This is a genomic window from Janibacter limosus NBRC 16128 (assembly GCF_001570985.1).
GTDB lineage: Bacteria > Actinomycetota > Actinomycetes > Actinomycetales > Dermatophilaceae > Janibacter > Janibacter limosus.
Genome location: NZ_BCSS01000015.1, coordinates 35,869 through 58,200 on the forward strand (window position 1 = coordinate 35,869; position 22,332 = coordinate 58,200).

Consider the following 22,332-nt stretch of genomic DNA (forward strand, 5'->3'; position numbering starts at 1 on the left):
GGGAGGTGGGTCGACGCGACTCAGGCCGACGTCGAGAACGAGAGGTGACCACACGAGGACGAAGGACTTCGGCCCAGCGTCGACCCATCTCGCTTCCGCACCCGAGGACGCTCTGAGCCCCGGACCAAGGCGGTCCGGGGCTCAGGTGAGCGAAGGGGGTGGGCTCAGTAGGTGCGGAACCCCTCACCGGTCTTGCGGCCGAGCTTGCCCGCAGCGACGACCTCGCGCAGCAGCGGCGCGGGGGTCAGGGACTCGTGCTCGAACTCCGCGAGGAGCTCCTCCTCGATGGCCAGGGCCACGTCGTTGCCGACGACGTCGAGCAGGGCGAAGGGCCCCATCGGGTAGCCGTAGTGCTCGGTGATCGCGCCGTCGATGACGTCGAGCTCGGCGCCGTCCTCGTGCGCCTTGATGGCGTCGTTGAGGTACGGGAAGAGCAGCGCGTTGACGATGAAGCCGGAGCGGTCGGAGCAGCGGACGGCGACCTTGCGCGTGCTGCGGCACAGGTCCTGGACGGTGTCGAGGACGTCCTGACCGGTGCTCGGGTGGTCGATGATCTCGACGAGCTTCATGACCGGTGCAGGGTTGAAGAAGTGCATGCCGACGACGTCCTGCGGGCGCTTGGTCTGCGCGGCGAGGTCGGAGATGGAGAGCGAGGAGGTGGTCGTGGCGAGCACGGCGCCGGGCTTGCAGATGCGGTCGAGGTCGGCGAAGAGCTGGTTCTTGATGCTCATCTCCTCGGCGATCGCCTCGACGACGATGTCGACGTCGCCGAGCGCCTCGCGCTCGGTGGAGCCGGTGAGGCGACCGAGGATCGCGTCGGCGTCGCCCTGCTCGAGCCGGCCCTTGGTGACCTGACGGCCGAGGTTCTTGGCGATCGTGGCGGCGACGGCGTCGATCTTGTCCTGGCTGCGCGCGATGTAGGTGACGGGGAACCCGTTGACGGCGAAGACCTCGATCATGCCGGTCGCCATCGTGCCGGAGCCGACGACACCGACGGCCTTGATCGGGCGGGCAGCGCCCTGACCGACATGGGAGGGGGTGAGCTCGTCGGCGACGACCTCGTCACCCTCGTAGGTGTAGAAGCCCTTGCCGGCAGCCTTGCCGGTGCGCCCCTCGGAGACGAGGCGCTCGATGGCGGGGTTGGGCTGGTGGCGCGGGTCACCGCTCTCAGCGAAACGAGCGGCGAGCGCGTCACGGACGGTCTCGAGGCCGAGCTCGTCGATGACGGTGAGGGGTCCCTTGGGCAGCCCGCAGCCGAACCGCATGCCGTTGTCGACGTCCTCACGGGACGCGTACTTCTCCTCGAACATCGAGGCGGCGTGGTTCAGGTACGGGAAGACGAGGGCGTCGGCCAGGGCGCGGGAGTCAGACATGACAGGCAGCATCTCAGCCGCGATGACCCGTCGGTAGGGGTTGGCAGCGTGACGGTCCGCACAGGACGATCACGACACGATTCCGTTGTGCGCGTAGGGTCTGCGGGGTGCGAGTGGTGATTGCGACCTGCAGCGTCGATTACGAGGGGCGGCTGAACGCCCACCTGCCCCTGGCGACCCGTCTGCTCATCGTCAAGGCGGACGGATCGGTGCTGATCCACAGTGACGGCGGCTCCTACAAGCCGCTGAACTGGATGGCACCCCCGTGCTCCATGGCCGAGATCGAGCCGGACGAGACAGAGGTCACCGAGGGGGTGACCGCAGTGTGGAATGTGCAGCACGCCAAGAACGAGGACCGCCTGCGGGTGAAGCTCCACGAGATCCACCACGACTCGGCCCATGAGCTGGGCATCGACCCCGGGCTGGTCAAGGACGGCGTCGAGGCCCACCTGCAAAAGCTGCTCGCCGAGCACATCGAGACCCTGGGCGACGGCTACACGCTCGTGCGCCGCGAGTACATGACCGCCATCGGTCCGGTCGACATCCTCGCCAAGGACGCCAAGGGCGTCTCCGTCGCCATCGAGATCAAGCGCCGCGGCGAGATCGACGGTGTCGAGCAGCTGACCCGCTATCTCGAGCTGATGAACCGGGACCCCGCGCTGCGGCCGGTCACCGGAGTCTTCGCCGCCCAGGTCATCAAGCCCCAGGCCCGCACCCTCGCCGAGGACCGCGGCATCCGCTGCGTCACCCTCGACTACGACGAGCTCAAGGGCATCGACACGAGCATGCACCGCCTCTTCTAGCGAGAGCGGTCTCAGTCGAGCTCCATGCGGGCGAAGGGAGTCTCCCCCGCCCCCTCGCAGGTCAGGACGAGCACCGTCTCCCCCCGGTGCAGGTCGGCGATCTCCCCAAGCACGGCCCTGCCCGGCCCGGGCGCTGCCAGCCCGGGCTCGTCCTCCAACGGCACGTCGAGCGTCTGCGCCAGCCGACCACCGGCATCATCCGTGGGTGCCCGCACGACAGCCAGCACCCGCTCTCCGGCGAGGGCTGCGACGAGCTCGTCGGCCCCCTTCGGATCACGGGGTGAGGCGGCGACCAGCAGGATCGCCGGGCAGTGCAGGGCCATGCCTCGAGACTAGACCCGCGGTCTCACACCAGGCTGAGGGCCATGTCCGCGAGCGCCAGCGTCAGCGCGCCAGCAAGCACGACCCAGGCGATCGCCGCGACCGGCACCGACTCGACCACGTGGATCCAGGAGAGCTGCCGGCCCAGACGGCTCACGCGTCGGTGGTCTCGAGCGCCGGCAGGCCCCGGTTGTCGCGGATGATGTCGAGGAACCGGCCCATGATCTCGTTGAGCCCGAAGTCCTTGGGCGTGAAGACGGCCGCCACGCCCATCTCGCGCAGCTTCGCCGCGTCGGACTCGGGGATGATCCCGCCGACGATGACCGGGATGTCACCGGCGCCCTGGGCCTTGAGCCCCTCGATCACGTCGGGGACGAGCTCCATGTGCGAGCCGGAGAGGATCGAGACACCGACGAGGTCGACGTCCTCGGCCACGGCCGCGGAGACGATCTGGTCGGGGGTCAGGCGGATGCCCTGGTAGATGACCTCGAAGCCGGCGTCACGCGCGCGGACGGCGATCTGCTCGGCGCCGTTGGAGTGACCGTCCAGCCCCGGCTTGCCGACGAGGACGCGCAGCGAGCCGCCGAGCTCCTCGCTCGTGGCCCGGACGCGGTCGCGGACAGCGGCCAGGTCGGCCGAGCCACCCGAGGCGACACCGACGGATCCGGAGACACCGGTGGGCGCGCGGAACTCGCCGAAGACCTCACGCAGGGCCTGCGCCCACTCACCGACGGTGACACCGGCGCGCGCGCAGACCATGGAGGCCTCGAAGAGGTTGTCGTCGGTCGCCGCGATCTCCTTCAGGCGCTCCAGCGAGTCCGTCGCCGCCTTGGCGCCGGCGGGGTCGGCATCGCGCTGGGTGCGCCAGGCGCGGATGGCCTCGATGGCCTTGGCCTCGACGTCGGCGTCGACGGTCTGGATCGCGGTGTCGAGGTCGGCGGTGAGCGGGTTGGGCTCGGTGGTCTCGAACTTGTTGACACCCACGACGATGTCCTGACCCGCCTCGATGCGCTGGCGTCGCAGGGAGTGGCTCGCGACGAGGGCGTTCTTCATGTACCCGGACTCGACGGCCGGGACGGCACCGCCCATGTCCTGGATGCGCTCGATCTCGGCCTTGGCGCCCTCGACGAGCTCGGCCACCTTCTTCTCCACGACGGGAGAGCCGGCGAAGAGGTCGTCGTACTCGAGCAGGTCGGACTCGAAGGCGAGGACCTGCTGCAGGCGCAGCGCCCACTGCTGGTCCCACGGACGCGGTAGGCCGAGGGCTTCGTTCCACGCCGGCAGCTGCACAGCGCGGGCGCGGGCGTCCTTGCTCAGCGTGACCGCGAGCATCTCGAGGACGATCCGCTGGACATTGTTCTCCGGCTGCGCCTCGGTCAGGCCCAGGCTGTTGACCTGGACGCCGTAGCGGAAGCGGCGCTGCTTGGCATCGGTGACGCCGTAGCGCTCCCGGCAGATCTCGTCCCACAGCTCGACGAAGGCGCGCATCTTGCACATCTCCTCGACGAAGCGCACGCCGGCGTTGACGAAGAAGGAGATGCGGGCGACGACCTTGCCGAAGTCCTCCTCCGGCACGCGGCCGGAGTCACGCACGGCGTCGAGGACCGCGAGCGCGGTCGACATCGAGTAGGCGATCTCCTGGACGGGGGTCGCCCCGGCCTCCTGCAGGTGGTAGCTGCAGATGTTGATGGGGTTCCACTTCGGGATCTCGTTCACCGTGTAGGTGACCATGTCGGTGATCAACCGCATCGAGGGAGCCGGCGGGAAGACATAGGTCCCGCGGCTCAGGTACTCCTTGATGATGTCGTTCTGCGTCGTGCCGGCGAGCCGAGCGCGCACCTCGGCGGGGTCCTGGCCAGCGGCCTCGGCCTGCTCCTCGGCTGCGACCTGGTACATGGCGAGCATGTACATCGCGACCGCGTTGATCGTCATCGAGGTGTTCATCTCGTCCAGCGGGATCTGGTCGAAGAGCCGTCGCATGTCACCGATGTGGCTGATCGGCACGCCGACCTTGCCCACCTCACCACGGCTGAGCACGTGGTCGGGGTCGTAGCCAGTCTGGGTCGGCAGGTCGAAGGCCACGGACAGACCGGTCTGGCCCTTGGCCAGGTTGCGTCGATAGAGCTCGTTGGACGCCGCGGCACTGGAGTGTCCGGCGTAGGTGCGCATCACCCAGGGGCGGTCACGCTCGGGGCGTGCTGCCTCGGCTGCAGGGGTGGGGGCATCAGTGCTGTCGGCCATGGTGGCAAGTTACCCTCGCGCGGCCGTGCGCCACAGGCCTGTCCGCGGTGAATACGGCCACACTCCGCGTGGCCGTTCACCCGATCCGATCGGTGACCAGCCCCATGGCCCTTTCGATGGGTCCCTTGCCAAGCAGCCGCCACCACGCCCAGCAGGCCAGCACGGTGATGACGAGGATCCCACCGCCATAGAGCAGCCAGTGCTCGTAGGGGGCCCTCGGGTCCTCGACGAGCACCGAGCGCTGAGCCAAGGCGATGAGGCAGACGTGCAACACATACGCGGTGAGCGCCATGGCACCCACCGCACGCACGGGCATCAGCACCGTGACGGCGGGTGCCATGGGCGCCCACCGCGCGAGCAGCACGATGACGCCGAGCGCTGTGCCTGCGAGCGCGACGTCGAGGAGGGCGTCGGGCACGCCTCCCGAGACGATCTCGCTGACCCCGTGGCCGTGTCCGAGCAGGCGCAGGACGATGACTGCCGCACCGGCGAGCACTCCGACGCCGATGCTGGTCAGGGCCGTGCGGACGGTGAGCCGGTACCGGGCGAGCAGCACACCTGCCAGGACGAAGGGGAGCAGGCTCACCACCCGGTAGTGGGTGGACAGCACGAGCCACTGGAGCACCTGATCGACCCATGCGGTGCCGTACACACGAGCCGGGTCGAGACCGGCACGCGCGGCAGCGTTGACCCAGGGCCCGATGGCGAAGGTGGCGACGGTGGTCACGGCCAGGATCGGCACGGGCAGCAGCGCCAGCGGCGAGGCGACCACGAGCGTCGCGCCGAGAGACATCAGGACGATCGCGACGAAGGTCCCGAGCTGCTGCAGCAGCACACCGAGGGCGATGAGGATCAGGCCGCGGACCACATTGCGCACGACGAAGGTGGCGCCGGCCGCCCGGTGGCGCCGCCTGGTGAGCACGATGCCGGCGGAGACGCCCATGACGAGGGCGAAGAGCGGCGAGGCGACGTTGTTGACCATGAGGAGGGTGAGCTTCACCGGGACGGCATCGGTCGGGGCCCACACCCGTACATGCGCGATGATCATGCAGACGACGGCCACTCCCCGCAGCAGGTCGACCGCGGGATCACGTCCGGTGTCCCACGGGTAGGCAGTGATGCGGGCTCGCTCGGTGCCCGCATGGCCTACTGCCTCGCTCTGCTGCGTCATGTCGCCTCCGGTCCTCGTCCTCGGCCGGAGTCTAGGGCGAGGGGCGTGACTCAGACCGCCAGGTGGGCGCGGCGACGCACGACGCTCGTCGTGGGCGCGTCCTCGAGCAGACGGATGAGCCCGGCACGCCGCAGCAGGCGGGTGGTGCGCTCGTCGGCCCCGGTGAAACGCAGTCTGCGACCCGCACGGGCCGCCCGGGCATGCGCCCCCACGAGCGTCGCGAAGCCGAGCTGGTCGACGACGGTCGAGTCCGAGATGTCGACGAGGAGCTCATGGCCCTCGCGGATCGCGGTGACGAAGCCCTGCCGGAGATCTGCGCTGTGCCGCAGGTCGAAGGGCACGTGCACTCGCACTCGGGTGGTCCCTGAGCCACCCACCGGCGTCAGCGCTGTCATCGCGCTCATGACGGTCACCTGCCTTCCCCTGATGCTGTGTCCGATGGCATCCAGTGTGACGTGCGTGACTGCCGCTCGCACGTACTCGGCAATCACGATGTGATCACGCCATTACCAGCACCGGGTCATGGACCAGCCACCGGGGGGTCATCCCGCGCTCTGACACGATGGGCCCATGGTCAACCTCACGAAGATCTACACGCGCACCGGCGACGAGGGCACGACCGCTCTCGGGGACTTCAGCCGGACGTCCAAGACCGACTCCCGCCTGCAGGCCTACGCCGACACCAACGAGGCCAATGCGGTCATCGGGGTGGCCATCGCCGCGGGCGACCTGGACGAGGACGTCGCCGTCACCCTGACACGGGTGCAGAACGACCTCTTCGACGTGGGCGCGGACCTGTGCACCCCCCTTCTCGCCAACCCTGAGTACCCGCCGCTGCGGGTCAAGCAGGAGTGGATCGACGAGCTCGAGGCGGACTGCGACGAGTACCTCACCCGGGTGGACACGCTGCGCTCCTTCATCCTGCCCGGCGGCTCTGCCGGCTCCGCCCACCTGCACCACGCGACCACCGTGGTGCGCCGTGCGGAGCGCTCGGCGTGGGCTGCTCGGGAGGACTACGGGACCGAGGTCGCGGACGAGCGGGGTGTCGGTGGCGTCAACCCGCTGACGACCACCTACCTCAACCGGCTCTCCGACCTGCTCTTCATCCTCGCCCGGGTCGCCAACCTCTCGGTGGGCGGCGACGTGCTCTGGCAGCCGGGCGGCGGCCGCGAGGACAAGCCGCAGAAGCCCGCACGCCGCTGAGGTGATGCGGGCGAAGGGCGATCAGGTGACGTTGACCCCACGGCCGGGAGGTGCCGACTCCAGCCAGGAACGGACCGCGGGGTAGATCTTCGGCTCGAGGGCGAGGTCGGCCAGGTCACCGGCGGACTCGTCGGAGAGCGTCAGGGACACCGCCGAGAGCAGTCCCGGTATGGAGACCGTCTCGGACGACGGTGTGGAGATGTCCAGGCCCTCTCGGGTCCACGACATCGTCGGGCTCGTCGTCATTCCGCTGACACTGAACCAGTCGAGCTGACCGGAGCTCAGACGCAGCAACCCGAGCCGCCAGCGAGGCGACCCGGGAAGGCGGACGGCACAGGGACTCACAGGCCCGTGGGCAGCGAGCGCACGGCGGCGCAACCACAGCAGGACCAGCCAGAGCCCGATGACAAGACACCCTGCAAGGAGGATTACCTCCACCACTTGCAGGGTCGACATGCGAGTCAGCCCTTGGCCAGGGCCTGGACGGTCTCGGCGACGATCGTCACGTTGTCGTGATCGACCGACAAGAACCCGCCGTCGATGGTCGCGGTCTGGTCACCCTCCGGGGAGTGGATGACGACGTCGCCCTCGATCAGGACACCGAGCATCGGGGTGTGGCCGGGCAGGATTCCGATCTCGCCCTCGGTGCTGCGGGCACGAACCATCGTGGCCTCACCAGACCAGACCTTGCGGTCGGCGGCGACGAGTTCAACATTGAGGGAGCTCACTGACGGGGTCCTTCGTCTCGATATGGCGGCAGGCAGTCATCGTATCCCGCCGCTCCGGTGTGTCTGCGCGCGCCTCAGGCGACGACGAGCGCGAAATAGTCCTGGCCGATCCCGATGCTGACCATCCGCACGACGGAGTAGCCCAACCACAGGCCCATGGCGACCATGAGGAACTTCGGGTTGAGCTGGTCGAAGAGGCGTTCAGTCGGTCGTCGGCGCACGAGGGCCACGACCGTGTAGATGACCAGTCCGGCCGCAGCAGCCATGGCAAGCGGCCCGAAGACGTTGTACTCGAAGGCCGTCAGCACGTCCCCGTGCGCCATGTGGACCCACGAGCGCGTCATCCCGCACCCCGGACAGGGCAGTCCGGTGAGGATGCGCATGATGCAGGTCGCATCGCCCGAGACCACGGACTGCACCGGCCACACCCGAGCGATGATCAGCCCGACAAGGCTGATCAACGCGAGGACCGGCACGACGGCCCGCTGGCCGATGCTCAAGCCGCGGGTGAGGTGGACCCGGCGCTGTGCCGGAGGCGCTGACGGGGCGGTCACCGCAGCGGACGCCCGTCGACGTCGACCATCTTGCGCATGACGACGAAGATGACATCGATGATGGTCCAGATGCCCATACCGCCACAGGTGATGAGCTTCAGGACGCCCAAGCCGGTCTGGCCGAGGTAGAAGCGGTCGACACCGAACTGGCCGACGAAGATCGACAGCAGCAGGGTGGTCATCCACTCGCGGCTGGAGAAGAGGCCGGGGACCTGCGATGCGGGGTACCAGTTGGACTGGCCCTCACCACGCACCGGGGTGTCACCCTTGAGCTGGCCGTTGACCGCCATCCCAGCGAGCTCGGCGACACCGTAGGGGCCGTACTCCTGACCCATGACGTTGAGCTGGTACTTGCCGCTGGCGGGAGCCTGGACCTGCGGGGCCTGGGGAGCCTGCTGGTAGCCGCCCTGGGGGGCCTGCTGGTGCCCGCCCTGCGGGTAACCGCCCTGCTGGCCCTGCTGCGGAGCGCCCTGCGGCTGCCCGGGAGGGGGCGGCGGGGTGGACCCGGGCTGGTTGTACTGCTCGCCAGAATTCGTCATGGCGCCAGTGTAGAGGCGCATGGCTCGCTCCCCCAATGCCGTCCGACAACGGCTGCGGCCGCCCCCTTCGCAACGAAGGGAGCGGCCGCAGCCGTGCACTGAACGTGAGGTCAGAGGTTCTTCTGGATCTCCGCCCACTGGCGCTCGACGTCGTCGAGGCCACCGCACATGTAGAAGGCCTGCTCGGCGACGTGGTCGTACTCGCCGTCGCAGATCTTGGTGAACGCCTCGATGGTGTCCGCCAAGGACACGGTCGAACCCTCGATGCCGGTGAACTGCTTGGCGACGTAGGTGTTCTGCGACAGGAAGCGCTGGATGCGACGGGCGCGGTTGACGAGGATCTTGTCCTCTTCGGACAGCTCGTCGATACCGAGGATCGCGATGATGTCCTGCAGCTCCTTGTTCTTCTGAAGGATCTGCTTGACGCGCACCGCGGTGGTGTAGTGGTCCTCCGCGATGTACCGACGGTCGAGGATCCGGCTCGTCGAGGTGAGCGGGTCCACGGCCGGGTAGATACCCATGGACGCGATCTCACGGTTGAGCTCGGTCGTCGCGTCGAGGTGGGCGAAGGTCGTCGCCGGAGCCGGGTCGGTGTAGTCGTCGGCGGGGACGTAGATGGCCTGCATCGAGGTGATCGAGTGGCCACGCGTCGAGGTGATGCGCTCCTGCAGGGTGCCCATCTCGTCGGCGAGGGTCGGCTGGTAGCCCACTGCGGAGGGCATGCGGCCCAGCAGCGTGGAGACCTCGGAACCGGCCTGCGTGAAGCGGAAGATGTTGTCGATGAAGAGCAGCACGTCCTGGCCCTGCACATCGCGGAAGTACTCCGCCATGGTCAGAGCGGACAGGGCCACGCGCAGACGCGTGCCCGGCGGCTCGTCCATCTGGCCGAACACCAAGGCGGTCTGGCCAAGGACTCCGGCCTCTTCCATCTCGACCATGAGGTCGTTGCCCTCACGGGTGCGCTCGCCGACACCGGCGAAGACGGAGACACCACCGTGGTTGCGGGCGACACGCGCGATCATCTCCTGGATGAGCACGGTCTTGCCGACACCGGCACCACCGAAGAGGCCGATCTTGCCACCCATGACGTAGGGCGTCAGGAGATCGATGACCTTGATGCCGGTCTCGAACATGGCGGTCTTCGACTCGAGCTGGTCGAAGGGCGGCGCCTGACGGTGGATGCCCCAACGCTCGGTGACCTCGAGGGTCTGGCCCTCCTCGAGGTTGAGGCAGTCGCCGGTCGCGTTGAAGACCTTGCCGAGGGTGACATCACCGACGGGCACGCTGATCGGGCCGCCGGTGTCCTGGACCGCCGCACCGCGGACGAGGCCGTCGGTGGGCTGCAGGGAGATCGCGCGGACCATGTTGTCGCCGATGTGCTGGGCGACCTCGAGGTTCAGATTGCGGGCGACCCCGTCCAGGGTGACCTCGGTGGTGAGCAGGTTGTACTGCTCGGGCATGGTGTCGACGCCGAACTCGACGTCGACGACCGGGCCGATGACGCGGGAGATGCGTCCGACCCCGCCTGCTGTGGTGGTGGTGTCTTCGGTGACGGTGGCAGTCATCTGTTCTCTCTACCTTCTCACTTGGCATCGGCGAGGGCGCTGGCGCCACCGACGATCTCGGAGATTTCCTGGGTGATCTCGGCCTGGCGGGCCTGGTTGGCCAGCCGGGTGTACTTCTTGATGAGCTCCTCGGCGTTGTCCGTCGCCGACTTCATGGCGCGCTGACGCGCTGCGAGCTCAGAGGCCGCCGCCGACAGCAGGGCGTTGAAGATGCGGGCGTTGACATAGCGCGGCAGCAGCGTGTCCAGCAGCTCTTCGGGGTTGGGCTCGAACTCGTAGAGCGGGTACAGCTCGCTCTCGTCCTCTGGCGCCTCGACGCCCTCGACGACCTCCAGGGGCAGCAGGCGGATGACCTCGGCCTCCTGGTTGACCATCGAGACGAAGCGGGTGGAGACGATGTGGACCTCGTCCACGCCGCCCTCCTCCGTGGGCTTGATGAAGTCCGCGACCAGCCGCTCGCCGATCTCGCGGGCATTCTCGAAGCTCGGCTTCTCGGAGCTGCCGGTCCACTCCGCCGCGAACTCACGCTTGCGGAAGGAGTAGAAGGAGACCGCGCGGCGACCGACGAGGTAGGGCACGACCTCCTTGCCCTCGGCCTGGAGGGCAGCGGAGACCCGCTCCCCCTCCTTGAGGACATTCGAGTTGTAACCGCCGGCCAGACCACGGTCGGCCGCGACGACGACGAGCGCAGCGCGCTTGACATTCTCGGGCTCGGTGGTCAGCGGGTGGTCCTCGTCCGAGTACGTGGCAACGGCCGAGGCCGCGCGGGTCAACGCACGGGCGTACGGCGTGGACTCACGCACTGCCTGCTGGGCCTTGACGACCCGCGAGGCCGCCATGAGCTCCATGGCGCGCGTGATCTTCTTGGTCGCAGTGACGGACCGGATGCGCTGTCGGTACACACGGATCTGTGCTCCCATGTGCTGCCGCCTCTCTGGTGGGTCGTGGTCGGCTGGTGGTCATCGGCGCTGGGCCGGTGCCTCCGCCTGGTCGGATGCTGCGGTGCTGCTCCCCGGTGGGGCGTCGTCGCCGACGCCCCACCGGTGGTGGATCAGCGCTTCTGCTTGACGATCTGGACCTGCTCGGACTCCTGGGCGTCCTCGCCGGTCTCCTCGTTGCCGACCGGGACATCGTCCTGGTTGGTCGGGACGAAGGCGTCGCGGAAGGAGGCGATCTCGGTCTCGAGCGCCGCGATCGTGGAGTCCTCGAACTTGCCGGTCTCCTGGATGCCGTCCAACAGGTCCTGCTTGTTGCGACGCAGGTGGTCGAGGAACTCGGCCTCGAACCGCTTGATGTCCTCGACCGCGATCGGGTCGAGCTCACCCGTCGTGCCGGCCCAGATCGTGACGACCTGCTCCGGGACGGGGTAGGGGTCGGCCTGCTTCTGCTTGAGGATCTCGACGAGACGCGCGCCTCGGGCCAGCTGCTGCTTGGACGCGGGGTCCAGGTCCGAGGCGAACATGGCGAAGGCCTCGAGCGAGCGGTACTGCGCGAGATCCAGCTTGAGTCGACCGGAGACCGACTTCATCGCCTTGGTCTGCGCGGCGGAACCGACACGGGAGACGGAGACACCCACGTCGATGGCCGGACGGACATCGGAGTTGAAGAGGTCGGCCTGCAGGTAGATCTGACCGTCGGTGATCGAGATGACGTTGGTCGGGATGTACGCGGAGACGTCACCGGCCTTGGTCTCGATGATCGGCAGACCCGTCATGGAGCCGGCACCGAGCTCGTCGGAGAGCTTGGCGCACCGCTCGAGCATGCGTGAGTGCAGGTAGAAGACGTCACCCGGGTAGGCCTCGCGGCCCGGCGGACGACGCAGCAGCAGCGACATCGAGCGGTAGGCCTCGGCCTGCTTGCTCAGGTCATCGAAGACGATGAGGACGTGCTTGCCCTGGTACATCCAGTGCTGGCCGATGGCCGAACCGGTGAAGGGGGCGAGGTACTTGAAGCCGGCGGCGTCGGACGCGGGGGCCGCGACGATCGTCGTGTACTCCATGGCGCCGGCCTCCTCGAGCGTGCCCTTGACGGACGCGATCGTGGAACCCTTCTGGCCGATGGCGACGTAGATGCACCGCACCTGCTTCTGCGGGTCGCCGGTCTCCCAGAACTGCTTCTGGTTGATGATCGTGTCGACCGCGACCGTGGTCTTGCCGGTCTGGCGGTCACCGATGATCAGCTGACGCTGGCCACGGCCGATCGGGGTCATGGCGTCGACCGACTTCAGACCGGTCTGCAGGGGCTCGTGGACCGACTTGCGGTCGACGACGCTGGGGGCCTGGAGCTCGAGCGCGCGGCGCTCGGCGGACTCGATGTCGCCGAGGCCGTCGATCGGCTGACCGAGCGGGTTGACGACGCGGCCGAGGAAGTTGTCACCGACCGGGACCGAGAGGACCTCGCCGGTGCGCTTGACCTCCTGCCCCTCCTCGATCTTGGAGAAGTCGCCGAGCACGACGACACCGATCTCGTGGACGTCGAGGTTGAGCGCGAGGCCGAGGGTGCCGTCCTCGAACTCGAGCAGCTCGTTGGTCATGGCCGAAGGGAGTCCCTCGACGTGGGCGATGCCGTCACCGGCGTCGGTGACGCGGCCGACCTCTTCGCGGGAGGCCGCGCCGGGGTTGTAGGACTGCACGTAGCCGTCCAGGGCGTCCCGGATCTCCTCCGGACGGATCGAAAGCTCCGTCATGTTGTCTTCTCCTCGTTGCCGGCCGCACTACGGGCCGAATATGTGGTCTGCATGGGGTGTCTGAGCGGGGCTCAGCTGGCCAGGTGGCGCTTCGCCTCGTCGAGACGTCGCAGGATGGTCCCGTCGACGACCTCGTCGCCGATCTGGACCCGGATCCCGCCGATGACGTCCTCGTCGTGGATGACCTGCAGCAGGACGGGCTTGCTGTAGATCTTCTGCAGGGCGCCCGAGAGGCGGGTGCGCTGCTCCTGCGTGAGGTCGACCGCTGTGGTCACGACGGCGGTCAGCTGCTGACGACGCTCGGCGGCGATGTCGAGGAAGGCCTCGATCGTCCGGTCGAACCGTCGACCCCGAGGGGCGAGCACCGCCTGGCGGGCCAGGCGCAGCGTCTCCGGTCGCGTCTTGCCCTCGAGGAGGGTGCTGACCAGGTCCGCCTTGCCGACGTTGTCCCCGAGGCGGTTGCCCAGGGCGTCACGCAGCTCGGGGTTGCCGGCCACGAGGCGCTCGAAGCGGAAGAGCTCGTCCTCGACCTGATCGATCGCTCCGCTGTTCTCGGCCCCCTTGAGGGAGGCCTCGACGGCGAACCGCTCGAGGGTGTCGGTGAGGTCGCGCTCCTGCGCCCAGCGCTGGGCCACGAGGACCGAGGCGATGCCCACGGACTCGTTGGAGACCTTGCCCTGGAGCAGCCGGGTGATCAGCTCGGACTTGTCCTTGCCCTCTCGCGAGGGGTCGGCGACGCCGCGACGCAGGGTCGCGTTGTCGTCGAGCAGCCCGGTCACGGCGAAGAGCTCGTCCGCCACGACGGCCGGGTCACCGGACATCAGCGCCGACTCGAAGGACGTACGTCCCTCGATCACGGCAGCTCGGGAAGAACCTCGCATCAGGCGTCACGACCTGCGTCGCCGAGGTCGAGCTGACCCTGCTCGGGCGAGGTCGCGGCTGCCGAAGCGGCGGCACCGACCTTTTCCGGCTGGACCTGACCCGACTCGAGCTCGGCCAGGAACCGGTCGATCAGACCCTGGCGGCTCGAGGAGTCCTGCAGCTCGTGGCCGACGATGCGGCCGGCCAGGTCGGTCGACAGACGACCGACCTCACCGCGCAGCGAGACGGACGCCTGCTGGCGCTCGGCCTCGATCTGCTTGTGAGCGGACTCGGTGATGCGGTTGGACTCGTCCTGAGCCTGCCCGCGCATCTCCGCAACGATGGCAGCGCCCTCGGCGCGTGCGTCCTCGCGGATCTTTGCGGCCTCGGCACGAGCCTCGGCCAGCTGCGACTCGTACTGGGCCTTGGCGGCCTCGGCCTCGGCCTGGGCGTTTTCAGCCTGGGCGATGCCACCCTCGATCGCGGCGTGGCGCTCGGTGTAGGCCTTCTCGAGGTTCGGGGCCACGTACTTCGCGACAACGAAGTAGAGGATCGCGAACATGACGAGCCCGAAGACGAGCTCCGGGATGTGCGGGATGAGCGGCATGCTCTCCCCGTCGGCCGCGGCGAGACCCACGACCGACGAGGCGGTTGCGGTGATGTGCACGGGTACTCCTAGTTACTGGTGCCGATGACGGATGGCCGTTGCCGGCAGGCTCAGAGGAAGAAGAGCACCAGACCGAAGATGGCGAGGGCCTCGGCGAGGGCGAAGCCGAGGATGGCGATCGGCTGCAGGAGGCCGCGGGCCTCGGGCTGGCGGGCGACACCGTTGATGTAGGCGGCGAAGATCAGGCCGACGGCGATGGCCGGGCCGATGGCGGACAGGCCGTACCCGATGAGGGAGAGGTTGCCGGTGATTTCCACGATGATTCCTCTTTCGTGTTCTTGTGATCCTCCGCGGGGTCTGTCCCGCGGGGAAGTGCTGGGTTGTCGAGCTATGCAGTTGTGGGTGGGTGGGGCCGACTCAGTGGTCGTCGGCCAGTGCGCCTGCGATGTAGCTGGAGGTGAGCAGGACGAAGACGAAGGCCTGGAGGAACTGGACCAGGGCCTCGAAGAGGACCATGACACCAGCCATCAGGAAGGTCGGCAGCGACAGGAGCTTCAGGACGACTCCACCGTCGAGCAGGAAGTAGGCGCCGGCCGAGACGAAGAGGTAGATGACCATGTGGCCGGCGAACATGTTGCCGAAGAGTCGCAGGGCGAGCGTCAGCGGGCGGGTGACGAAGTACGTGACCAGCTCGAGCAGGAAGACCACGGGCACGATCCACGTGGGCAGTCCCTCGGGGACCATGTGCTTGAAGTAGCCGATGAAGCCCATCTTCTGGAAGCCGACCCAGTGGTAGACCACGTAGACGACGAGCGTCAGGGCGATCGGGAAGGCGACCTTGCCGGTCACCGGGTTCATCGCGAGGGGGAAGATCCCCATCAGGTTGTAGAAGAGGACCATCGTGAAGAGCGTCACGATGAGCGGCACGAAGCGGCGGAACTCCTTGGTGCCGATCATGTCCCGGGCCACGCTGTTGCGCGGGAAGTTGTAGAAGCCCTCGAGGAGCCACTGGCCCTTGCTCGGAAGGACGGCCGCCTTGCGGCTGAGTGCCACCAGGACGACACAGACGATCCCCGTGACGATCGCCGCCCAGGCCATCTGGTTGGTGACGACGATGCCGCCGACCTCGAAGAGCGGCTGCCAGAAGATCTCTGGGCCGGGTGATTGGAACTCGCCTCCACCGGCGGCAGGCAGCGCGGGCGCAGTCAGGATCACTGGTTCTCCTCGTTGTGTGGCTGGGCACCGAGCGTCGACGCTGTGGCGCGGTCGGTGGGGGGTGCCTGGGACGTACCGTACCGGAGCCAGATCACGTACAGCGACAGAGCCATGCCGCCGACGATCCCGACCACGACGAGGACGGATGTCCCCAGCCAACGGTCGAGCAGCCAGCCGATGGCTCCGTAGAGGATCGGTCCGGTGATCAGGTGTGCGAGGACCGTGGCCGCCATCGCATCCGACGCCGCAGCGGGATGAGGGGCCGTGGGGTCCGGCTGGTAGCGCGCAGCGTGGGCCGCGGACTCTTGTGCGCTCGGGAGCGCCTTGGTCACCAGGCGGGGACCATCCCCCGGGTGCCGTCGAGCGAGCGCGCTCATGCGCTGGCCCCGGACGGGTGGATCAGGTGACGTCCGCGGACATAGCCCGCGACGACACCGGCCTGCAGGACGACCGTCGAGACGATGGCCGACAGCGCTGCGGTGCGTCCGTCGAGCCACGGCATCTCTCGCAGCACTGCGACGGCGGCGAAGAGAATGATCAGCTGGCCGAGGTAGACGACTCCGGCACCGGCCATCGACGTGCCCACATCACCAGCCACGATGAGTGAGATCGCGACCAGTCCGGTGACGACGACGAAGAACGCCAAGAGGGAACCGGCCAGCGCGCTGAGCGCTCCGTCCTCCCCCGCCGTCACGGCCCCGCCGATGGTCAGGAGCGCGGTCCCGACGAGTCCGGCAACGAGGACGCCTCGGCGCATGCCCTGCACGGGGCTGCGGCGGGAGGTCGTCGACATCGGCTCACTTCGGGGACGGGAGCACGAGGTGCTCTACGGGTCGGACCTGGCGGTCCGGGGCGCTTGTGAAAGTTTACACAAGCGCCGGGAGCGCCACCAATCCGCTCACCCCACGCTGGTCGAGGTGCGACGAAGGAGCCTCGAGACCCCTCAGCCGTCGATGCGCTGGCCCTGGGTGTCGTACTTCTTGGGCCGGTGCCCCGGTGCGGAAAACCTCGGCAGCCATGCCGTCAGTGCCGCCGCGAGCGCCAACATGAGCACCACCCCGATGCCCGCCCAGGCGGACGACGGCACGACGACGAAGCTCACCGAGCCCAGCGCGGCCACGCCACCCCACAACCAGAGCAGGAGCACCGCGCGACGGTGGCCGTGGCCGATCCGGAGCATCCTGTGGTGCAGGTGCTGGCTGTCGGCCTGCCAGGGACGCTGGCCTCGGGCAGTGCGCCGCACCACCGCCCACATGACGTCGAGCAGCGGCAACAACATGATCGAGATCGGGATGAGCAGCGGCAGGATCGTTGCCGCGAGCTGGTTGGTGCTGACCTGCGCGGGGTTGATCTGCCCGACATTGAGGATCGCTGCTGCCGCGAGCAGCAGACCGAGGGTGAGCGCCCCGGAGTCGCCCATGAAGAGCTTCGCCGGGAAGACATTGTGCGGCAGGAAGCCCAGGCAGGAGCCGGCGAGCGCCGCGGAGACGAAGGTCGAGGACGAGAAGACGTTGGGCGGCGCATAGCTCGCCGAGATGGCGTAGCTGTAGATGAAGAAGGCCACGGCGGCGATGGTCACGAGTCCCGCGGCGAGGCCGTCGAGGCCGTCGATGAAGTTCACCGCGTTGATGCACAGCACGACGATGAAGATCGTCATCAGGACGAGCAGGGGTGCCGGCAGCACGGTGACGACACCCAGCGGCAGCGAGAAGAACTGCACACCGGCGAAGGCGATGACGGCCGCCGCGACGAGCTGACCGCCGAGCTTGGTCAGGGCATCGAGCTCGCGGATGTCGTCGATCGCTCCGACGAGGCAGACGACACCCGCCCCGATGAGGATCCCGATGAGCTCCCCCGACTCGAAGACCTGCCGGAGGAAGGGCATCCGCCACGCGGCGAGCGTGGCGGCGGCGTAGCCGAGGAACATGGCCACACCGCCGAGCCGTGGGATGGGCACGACGTGCACATCCCGCTCGCGGACCTCGGTGAAGGCGCCGACCCGGATCGCCACGGTCCGCACCAGCGGTACGAGCAGATAGGTCGTCACGAGCGCGACGAGGAAGACGAAGACGTACTCCCTCATCGCGCGTCTCCCCCGGGTCCCTGCAGGATCAGCGGGGGTAGGCGGGGAAGCGGGTGACCAGGTCGCTCACCTGAGCGCGCACCTCGCGGGAGACCTCGTGCTCCGGGTCGGCGTCGCCCGTCGTCACGGCCGTGTGGATGAGCTCGGCGATCGTGACCATCTCGTCGGTGCCCATGCCCTGGGTCGTGACGCACGGCGTGCCCACGCGGATGCCCGAGGCGATCGAGGGCTTCTGCGGGTCGTTGGGGATGGCGTTCTTGTTGAGCGTGATGCCGGCCGCGTCGCAGCGGGCCTCCGCGTCGACGCCGGTGACGCCGACGCCCTGGAGGTCCAGGAGCGCCAGGTGGGTGTCGGTACCGCCGGTCGTGGGGCGGATCCCCCGCTGGAGCAGCTCCTCGGCCAGCACCTTGGCGTTGGCGATGACGTCCTGGGCGTACTGCTGGTACTCGGGGGTCGCGCACTCCTTGAAGTTGACCGCCTTGGCCGCGATGGTGTGCATCTGCGGACCGCCCTGCATCATCGGGAAGATCGCCTTGTCCAGGGCCTTGGCGTGCTCCTCCTTGCACACGAGGGCACCGGAGCGGGGGCCACGCAGCACCTTGTGCGTGGTGAAGGTGACGACGTCCGCATACGGGACCGGGCTCGGGATCGCCTTGCCGGCGACGAGGCCGATGAAGTGCGCCGCGTCGACCCACATGATCGCGCCGACCTCGTCGCAGATGGCCCGGATGCGCTCGAAGTCGATCAGGCGCGGGATGGCCGACCCGCCGGAGCAGATGACCTTGGGGCGGTGCTCCTTGGCCAGGCGCTCCATCTCGTCGTAGTCGACGTCCTCGGTCTCGGGGTGGACGCCGTAGTGGACGGCGTCGAACCACTTGCCGGAGAAGGAGACCTTGGTGCCGTGGGTCAGGTGCCCGCCGTGCGGCAGGGACATCGCCAGGATCTTTTCGCCGGGCGTGAGGAAGGCGCCGTAGACGGCCTGGTTGGCGCTCGCGCCGGAGTGGGCCTGGACATTGGCGTGCTCGGCGCCCAGGAGGCTCTTGGCCCGATCGATCGCCAGGATCTCGGCCTTGTCGACCTCGGAGCAGCCGCCGTAGTAGCGGCGGCCCGGGTACCCCTCGGCGTACTTGTTGCTCAGGGTCGAGCCGAGCGGGGTCAGGACCTCCGGCGAGGAGATGTTTTCGCTCGCGATGAGCTGCAGGCCGCCGCGGATGCGGTCGAGCTCGCTGGTGAGCACACCCGCGATCTCCGGGTCGAAGGCGCTCAGGGCGCCGAAGTCAGAGCCGTAGAAGGTGTCGTCGGTCATCGCGGGTCCTCCGTGTCGGGGGTGGGGTCGGTGGACGGGTCGTCCGGGGTGTCACTGCTCGAAGGGAGATCCTGCCACTGCTCGTCGTCGCCGGCAGCGGTGGTCGTCTCCTCCTGCGTCGTGCGTTGGCCCTCGGGCTCGTCGAAGCCGGCGCCGAGGATCTCCTCCAGGCGGTCGCGCCCGATCGCCCCCTCGCGCAGGACGACCGGGGTCTCCCCCGTGCAGTCGATGATCGTGGAGGGCTCCTGGGAGGTGCGCGCTCCCCCGTCGAGGTAGACGGTGACGGCAGGTCCGAGCTGGACGGCCGCGTCGGTGATCGTCGTCGCGGCGGGCTCCCCGGTGCGGTTGGCGCTCGTGACGGCCATCGGGCCGGTCTCGCGCAGCACCTCGAGCGCGACCTGGTCGTCGGGCATGCGCAGTGCGACGGTGCCGGCGGTCTCGCCGAGGTCCCAGTGCAGGGAGGGCTGGGCCAGCAGGACGAGTGTCAGCGGACCGGGCCACAGCTCCTCGATGAGCCGTCGGGCCCAGTCGGGCACGGCGCGGGCCAGCCCGTCGACGGTGCGCACGTCCGGGACGAGGACGGGCGGCGGCATGTCGCGGCCCCTGCCCTTGGCGGCCAGCACCTGGGCGACGGCCGACGCGTCGAAGGCATCGGCCCCGATCCCGTAGACGGTGTCGGTGGGGATGACGACGACCTCCCCGCGCCGGACGGCGTCGACGGTGGCAGCGATGCTCTCCGCACGGTCTTCAGTGGTCGCATCGACGACAGGGCTCATGGCGTCCACCATATGTCGCGGGCCGGCGCGGCTCATGGGTGACCATGCATGCGCACCCTCCTGCGGGGTAGAAGGGTGGGGACGGACCAGTCATCACCTGCACCAAGGAGGAAGTCATGCGTGGTTCCAGCCTCATTTGGACGATCGTCGGTGTCCTGCTGATCATCGCCCTGCTCATGTTCATCCTCTGAGGACGATCACACCGATGGAGGGGGCCCGGCCGACTCGGCCGGGCCCCCTCGTCGTCGTGCGCTCAGGCCCGGGTGGCCGTCGTGGTCCGAGCCCGTCCGGTGAGGTCTGCGTGGTCGGCGACCTCGGTCCAGTCACCGGTGGCGGCGAGGGCCCGGGGCAGGGTCTGGCCCTGACTGTCGGCATGCTCCATGACGAGCCTGCCGCCGGGGCGCAGCAGCCGGGCCGCCGCGGAGGCGACAGCGAGCGGGATGCGCAGGCCGTCCACGCTGCCGCCGTAGAGCGCCAGGTCCGGGTCGTGCTCGGCCACCTCGGGCTCGAGCGGCACCATCCCGACCGGGACATAGGGCGGGTTGCTCACGACGACGTCGACGAGCCCGACGAGGTCGGCGAGCTCCGCGACCGTCGCCGGGTCAGCCGTCGCGTCCGCGGCCACGAGGGTGACGGGCAGGCCGGTGGTCTCGATGTTGCGCGCGGCCCAGGCGAGCGCGAGGTCACTGACCTCGACGGCGGTCACGTCAGCGGCCGGGGCCTCGTCGGCGACCGCGAGCGCGAGTGCCCCGGAGCCGGTGCACAGGTCCACGACGCGTGGCGCATCGACGCCCTCGAGCGCGGTGAGCACGTGGTCGACCGCCTGCTCGGTCTCCGGGCGCGGGACGAAGACGCCCGGCCCGACGTGCAGCTCCAGTCGGCGGAAGGGAGCGGTGCCGGTCAGGTGCTGCAGCGGCACCCGGGTGGCGCGCTCCTGCACGAGCGCCGCATAGCGCTCGGTGAAGCCGGCGTCGAGCTCGCCTCCCAGGATCATCCGGCGCTCCACCTCACCACGGTCGCACCGCAGTGCATGGGCTGCGAGGAGGAGGGCATCGATGCGAGGGGTGGGGATCCCCCCTTCGTCCAGCGTGGCGGTGGCCGCATCCACCTGCGAGCGAAGGGAGGTCACGCCTCGTCTCCCGCGAGAGCCGCGAGCCGGGCCTCCTCGTCGGCGTGCACCGCGGAGTCGACGACGGCGTCGAGGTCACCGTCGAGGACGGCGTCCAGCCGGTTGGCCTTGTAGCCGGTGCGGTGGTCGCTGATCCGGTTCTCCGGGTAGTTGTAGGTGCGGATCCGCTCGGAGCGGTCGACGGTGCGCACCTGGGAGGCGCGCGCCTCCTTGGCCTCGGCTGCTGCCTCGTCCATCGCCATCTGGTGCAGCCGGGCGCGCAGCACGCGCATCGCCGACTCCTTGTTCTGCAGCTGGGACTTCTCGTTCTGGCAGGAGACGACCGTGCCCGTCGGCAGGTGGGTGATGCGCACCGCGGAGTCGGTGGTGTTGACCGACTGGCCGCCCGGGCCCGAGGAGCGGTAGACGTCGATCTTGAGGTCGTTGGGGTCGAGCACGACCTCGGTGGTGTCCTCGACATCAGGCATGACCCACACGCCCGCGGCGGAGGTGTGGATGCGGCCCTGGCTCTCGGTCACCGGCACGCGCTGGACGCGGTGGACGCCTCCCTCGTACTTCAGGCGGGCCCACGGCGCGGAGCCCGGCTCGACACTGCCCTTGGCAGAGACGGCCACACGCACGTCCTTGTAGCCGCCCAGGTCGGACTCGGTGGAGTCGAGCAGCCGGGTCTTCCACCCGCGCTTCTCGGCGTGACGCAGGTACATGCGCAGCAGGTCACCGGCGAAGAGAGCCGACTCCTCGCCCCCTTCGCCCGCCTTGATCTCGAGGATCACGTCGAGGTCGTCGTCGGGATCGCGCGGGATGAGCAGGCGCAGGATCCGGGCCTCGAGGTCGCTCACGGCGGCCTCCAGCTCCGGCACCTCCGCGGCGAAGGCGGCGTCCTCGGCGGCCAGCTCGCGGGCCGCCTGCAGGTCACCACTCGCCTCGTCGAGCTCGCGCTGCGCCGTGACCACCGGGGTCAGTTCGGAGTAGCGACGGTTGATGGCGCGCAGCCGGTCCGGGTCGCCGATGACGGTCGGGTCGGCGAGCGAGGCCTCCAGCTGTGCGTGCTCGGCGAGCAGGGTCTCGACGGAATCGAGCACGGGGACCTCCGGAGGTGGGGCGGGTCAGGCTGGGAGCGGAGCTGCGGGAGAAAACACAGATGCGCCGGTCAACCCTCGAGGGGCTGACC

26 protein-coding genes are annotated in these 22,332 nt (G+C 68.9%); 2 read left to right on the forward strand and 24 right to left on the reverse strand.

Annotated features, from left to right (window positions below):
* Positions 1 to 164: 164 nt before the first annotated feature.
* A complete protein-coding gene (locus JLI01S_RS07500) occupies positions 165 to 1,373 on the reverse strand; it encodes a 3-hydroxyacyl-CoA dehydrogenase family protein (RefSeq protein ID WP_068262602.1) in 1,209 nt (402 codons plus the stop codon).
* A 107-nt stretch (positions 1,374 to 1,480) separates the two neighbouring features.
* Between JLI01S_RS07500 and nucS the strand changes: the two genes are divergently transcribed.
* Positions 1,481 to 2,176: an endonuclease NucS gene (nucS, locus tag JLI01S_RS07505; RefSeq protein ID WP_068262472.1), complete on the forward strand. Its 696-nt coding sequence runs from the start codon at positions 1,481 to 1,483 to the stop codon at positions 2,174 to 2,176.
* Between the two features lie 11 nt (positions 2,177 to 2,187).
* On the opposite strand, the gene JLI01S_RS07510 is transcribed toward nucS, so the two are convergent.
* The 5 genes from JLI01S_RS07510 to JLI01S_RS07525 all read right to left on the reverse strand — a co-directional run bounded on the left by JLI01S_RS07510 (position 2,188) and on the right by JLI01S_RS07525 (position 6,313).
* Positions 2,188 to 2,499: a hypothetical protein gene (locus JLI01S_RS07510; RefSeq protein WP_068262477.1), complete on the reverse strand. Its 312-nt coding sequence runs from the start codon at positions 2,497 to 2,499 to the stop codon at positions 2,188 to 2,190.
* Positions 2,500 to 2,522: 23 nt separating this feature from the next.
* Positions 2,523 to 2,654 carry a hypothetical protein gene (locus JLI01S_RS17640; RefSeq protein ID WP_281177454.1) on the reverse strand — a complete coding sequence of 44 codons (132 nt, stop codon included), beginning with the start codon at positions 2,652 to 2,654 and terminating at the stop codon, positions 2,523 to 2,525.
* Positions 2,651 to 4,738, reverse strand: a complete 2,088-nt coding sequence (locus JLI01S_RS07515; protein ID WP_068262480.1) for a protein meaA — start codon at positions 4,736 to 4,738, stop codon at positions 2,651 to 2,653. The genes JLI01S_RS17640 and JLI01S_RS07515 overlap by 4 nt, the downstream gene beginning before the upstream one ends.
* 76 nt (positions 4,739 to 4,814) lie before the next feature.
* Complete coding sequence (locus JLI01S_RS07520) at positions 4,815 to 5,909, reverse strand: DUF418 domain-containing protein (protein WP_068262485.1); 1,095 nt, start codon at positions 5,907 to 5,909, stop codon at positions 4,815 to 4,817.
* Between the two features lie 50 nt (positions 5,910 to 5,959).
* Positions 5,960 to 6,313, reverse strand: coding sequence for an STAS domain-containing protein (locus JLI01S_RS07525; protein WP_157074862.1), 354 nt, complete (start codon positions 6,311 to 6,313; stop codon positions 5,960 to 5,962).
* 166 nt (positions 6,314 to 6,479) lie between these two features.
* On the opposite strand from JLI01S_RS07525, the gene JLI01S_RS07530 reads away from it, so the two are divergent.
* Complete coding sequence (locus JLI01S_RS07530; protein ID WP_068262491.1) at positions 6,480 to 7,112, forward strand: cob(I)yrinic acid a,c-diamide adenosyltransferase; 633 nt, start codon at positions 6,480 to 6,482, stop codon at positions 7,110 to 7,112.
* A 21-nt stretch (positions 7,113 to 7,133) separates the two neighbouring features.
* Here the strand turns inward: JLI01S_RS07530 and JLI01S_RS16615 are convergent, their stop codons facing one another.
* The 18 genes from JLI01S_RS16615 to prfA form a co-directional block, all read right to left on the reverse strand.
* A complete protein-coding gene (locus JLI01S_RS16615; protein WP_084349274.1) occupies positions 7,134 to 7,568 on the reverse strand; it encodes a DUF2550 family protein in 435 nt (144 codons plus the stop codon).
* A 5-nt stretch (positions 7,569 to 7,573) separates the two neighbouring features.
* On the reverse strand, positions 7,574 to 7,840 hold the full coding sequence (locus tag JLI01S_RS07540; RefSeq protein ID WP_068262500.1) for a F0F1 ATP synthase subunit epsilon: 267 nt from the start codon (positions 7,838 to 7,840) through the stop codon (positions 7,574 to 7,576).
* Between the two features lie 74 nt (positions 7,841 to 7,914).
* Positions 7,915 to 8,394: a DUF2752 domain-containing protein gene (locus JLI01S_RS17360; RefSeq protein ID WP_068262502.1), complete on the reverse strand. Its 480-nt coding sequence runs from the start codon at positions 8,392 to 8,394 to the stop codon at positions 7,915 to 7,917.
* Complete coding sequence (locus tag JLI01S_RS17365; RefSeq protein ID WP_218005477.1) at positions 8,391 to 8,933, reverse strand: NINE protein; 543 nt, start codon at positions 8,931 to 8,933, stop codon at positions 8,391 to 8,393. The genes JLI01S_RS17360 and JLI01S_RS17365 overlap by 4 nt, the downstream gene beginning before the upstream one ends.
* A 110-nt stretch (positions 8,934 to 9,043) precedes the next feature.
* Entirely contained in the window at positions 9,044 to 10,498 is a 1,455-nt protein-coding gene (atpD, locus tag JLI01S_RS07555; protein ID WP_068262505.1) for a F0F1 ATP synthase subunit beta, read from the reverse strand.
* Between the two features lie 17 nt (positions 10,499 to 10,515).
* Positions 10,516 to 11,418: a F0F1 ATP synthase subunit gamma gene (locus tag JLI01S_RS07560; RefSeq protein WP_068262508.1), complete on the reverse strand. Its 903-nt coding sequence runs from the start codon at positions 11,416 to 11,418 to the stop codon at positions 10,516 to 10,518.
* Between the two features lie 131 nt (positions 11,419 to 11,549).
* Positions 11,550 to 13,184 (reverse strand): F0F1 ATP synthase subunit alpha, encoded by a 1,635-nt coding sequence (atpA, locus tag JLI01S_RS07565; RefSeq protein WP_068262511.1) that lies wholly within the window; start codon positions 13,182 to 13,184, stop codon positions 11,550 to 11,552.
* Positions 13,185 to 13,255: 71 nt separating this feature from the next.
* Positions 13,256 to 14,065 carry a F0F1 ATP synthase subunit delta gene (locus JLI01S_RS07570; RefSeq protein WP_068262515.1) on the reverse strand — a complete coding sequence of 270 codons (810 nt, stop codon included), beginning with the start codon at positions 14,063 to 14,065 and terminating at the stop codon, positions 13,256 to 13,258.
* Positions 14,065 to 14,712: a F0F1 ATP synthase subunit B gene (locus tag JLI01S_RS07575; RefSeq protein WP_245634553.1), complete on the reverse strand. Its 648-nt coding sequence runs from the start codon at positions 14,710 to 14,712 to the stop codon at positions 14,065 to 14,067. Before JLI01S_RS07575 ends, JLI01S_RS07570 begins: the two co-directional genes overlap by 1 nt.
* A gap of 50 nt (positions 14,713 to 14,762) precedes the next feature.
* Complete coding sequence (locus JLI01S_RS07580; RefSeq protein ID WP_218005478.1) at positions 14,763 to 14,969, reverse strand: ATP synthase F0 subunit C; 207 nt, start codon at positions 14,967 to 14,969, stop codon at positions 14,763 to 14,765.
* Between the two features lie 100 nt (positions 14,970 to 15,069).
* The gene (atpB, locus tag JLI01S_RS07585; protein WP_068262518.1) at positions 15,070 to 15,867 is read right to left on the reverse strand and encodes a F0F1 ATP synthase subunit A; all 798 of its coding nucleotides are present in this window, start codon (positions 15,865 to 15,867) and stop codon (positions 15,070 to 15,072) included.
* On the reverse strand, positions 15,864 to 16,199 hold the full coding sequence (locus tag JLI01S_RS07590; protein WP_068262521.1) for an AtpZ/AtpI family protein: 336 nt from the start codon (positions 16,197 to 16,199) through the stop codon (positions 15,864 to 15,866). Before JLI01S_RS07590 ends, atpB begins: the two co-directional genes overlap by 4 nt.
* 41 nt (positions 16,200 to 16,240) lie before the next feature.
* A complete protein-coding gene (locus JLI01S_RS07595) occupies positions 16,241 to 16,660 on the reverse strand; it encodes a hypothetical protein (RefSeq protein ID WP_068262524.1) in 420 nt (139 codons plus the stop codon).
* Between the two features lie 150 nt (positions 16,661 to 16,810).
* The gene (locus JLI01S_RS07600) at positions 16,811 to 17,950 is read right to left on the reverse strand and encodes a glycosyltransferase family 4 protein (RefSeq protein WP_068262528.1); all 1,140 of its coding nucleotides are present in this window, start codon (positions 17,948 to 17,950) and stop codon (positions 16,811 to 16,813) included.
* A gap of 28 nt (positions 17,951 to 17,978) precedes the next feature.
* On the reverse strand, positions 17,979 to 19,256 hold the full coding sequence (glyA, locus tag JLI01S_RS07605) for a serine hydroxymethyltransferase (RefSeq protein ID WP_068262531.1): 1,278 nt from the start codon (positions 19,254 to 19,256) through the stop codon (positions 17,979 to 17,981).
* Entirely contained in the window at positions 19,253 to 20,032 is a 780-nt protein-coding gene (locus tag JLI01S_RS07610) for an L-threonylcarbamoyladenylate synthase (RefSeq protein ID WP_068262614.1), read from the reverse strand. The genes glyA and JLI01S_RS07610 overlap by 4 nt, the downstream gene beginning before the upstream one ends.
* Positions 20,033 to 20,285: 253 nt before the next feature.
* Complete coding sequence (prmC, locus tag JLI01S_RS07615) at positions 20,286 to 21,161, reverse strand: peptide chain release factor N(5)-glutamine methyltransferase (protein ID WP_068262534.1); 876 nt, start codon at positions 21,159 to 21,161, stop codon at positions 20,286 to 20,288.
* Positions 21,158 to 22,243, reverse strand: a complete 1,086-nt coding sequence (gene prfA, locus JLI01S_RS07620; protein WP_068262537.1) for a peptide chain release factor 1 — start codon at positions 22,241 to 22,243, stop codon at positions 21,158 to 21,160. The genes prmC and prfA overlap by 4 nt, the downstream gene beginning before the upstream one ends.
* Between the last annotated feature and the right edge of the window lie 89 nt (positions 22,244 to 22,332).

What these genes read in the sequence shown, in the direction of transcription:
- JLI01S_RS07500 (WP_068262602.1), bottom strand. Translation starts at nt 1,373, where the DNA reads ATGTCTGACTCCCGCGCCCTGGCCGACGCCCTCGTCTTCCCGTACCTG.
- JLI01S_RS07510 (WP_068262477.1), bottom strand. Translation starts at nt 2,499, where the DNA reads ATGGCCCTGCACTGCCCGGCGATCCTGCTGGTCGCCGCCTCACCCCGT.
- JLI01S_RS07515 (WP_068262480.1), bottom strand. Translation starts at nt 4,738, where the DNA reads ATGGCCGACAGCACTGATGCCCCCACCCCTGCAGCCGAGGCAGCACGC.
- JLI01S_RS07520 (WP_068262485.1), bottom strand. Translation starts at nt 5,909, where the DNA reads ATGACGCAGCAGAGCGAGGCAGTAGGCCATGCGGGCACCGAGCGAGCC.
- JLI01S_RS07525 (WP_157074862.1), bottom strand. Translation starts at nt 6,313, where the DNA reads ATGAGCGCGATGACAGCGCTGACGCCGGTGGGTGGCTCAGGGACCACC.
- JLI01S_RS07530 (WP_068262491.1), top strand. Translation starts at nt 6,480, where the DNA reads ATGGTCAACCTCACGAAGATCTACACGCGCACCGGCGACGAGGGCACG.
- JLI01S_RS16615 (WP_084349274.1), bottom strand. Translation starts at nt 7,568, where the DNA reads ATGTCGACCCTGCAAGTGGTGGAGGTAATCCTCCTTGCAGGGTGTCTT.
- JLI01S_RS17365 (WP_218005477.1), bottom strand. Translation starts at nt 8,933, where the DNA reads ATGACGAATTCTGGCGAGCAGTACAACCAGCCCGGGTCCACCCCGCCG.
- atpD (WP_068262505.1), bottom strand. Translation starts at nt 10,498, where the DNA reads ATGACTGCCACCGTCACCGAAGACACCACCACCACAGCAGGCGGGGTC.
- JLI01S_RS07560 (WP_068262508.1), bottom strand. Translation starts at nt 11,418, where the DNA reads ATGGGAGCACAGATCCGTGTGTACCGACAGCGCATCCGGTCCGTCACT.
- atpA (WP_068262511.1), bottom strand. Translation starts at nt 13,184, where the DNA reads ATGACGGAGCTTTCGATCCGTCCGGAGGAGATCCGGGACGCCCTGGAC.
- JLI01S_RS07570 (WP_068262515.1), bottom strand. Translation starts at nt 14,065, where the DNA reads ATGCGAGGTTCTTCCCGAGCTGCCGTGATCGAGGGACGTACGTCCTTC.
- JLI01S_RS07595 (WP_068262524.1), bottom strand. Translation starts at nt 16,660, where the DNA reads ATGTCGACGACCTCCCGCCGCAGCCCCGTGCAGGGCATGCGCCGAGGC.
- JLI01S_RS07600 (WP_068262528.1), bottom strand. Translation starts at nt 17,950, where the DNA reads ATGAGGGAGTACGTCTTCGTCTTCCTCGTCGCGCTCGTGACGACCTAT.
- glyA (WP_068262531.1), bottom strand. Translation starts at nt 19,256, where the DNA reads ATGACCGACGACACCTTCTACGGCTCTGACTTCGGCGCCCTGAGCGCC.
- JLI01S_RS07610 (WP_068262614.1), bottom strand. Translation starts at nt 20,032, where the DNA reads ATGAGCCCTGTCGTCGATGCGACCACTGAAGACCGTGCGGAGAGCATC.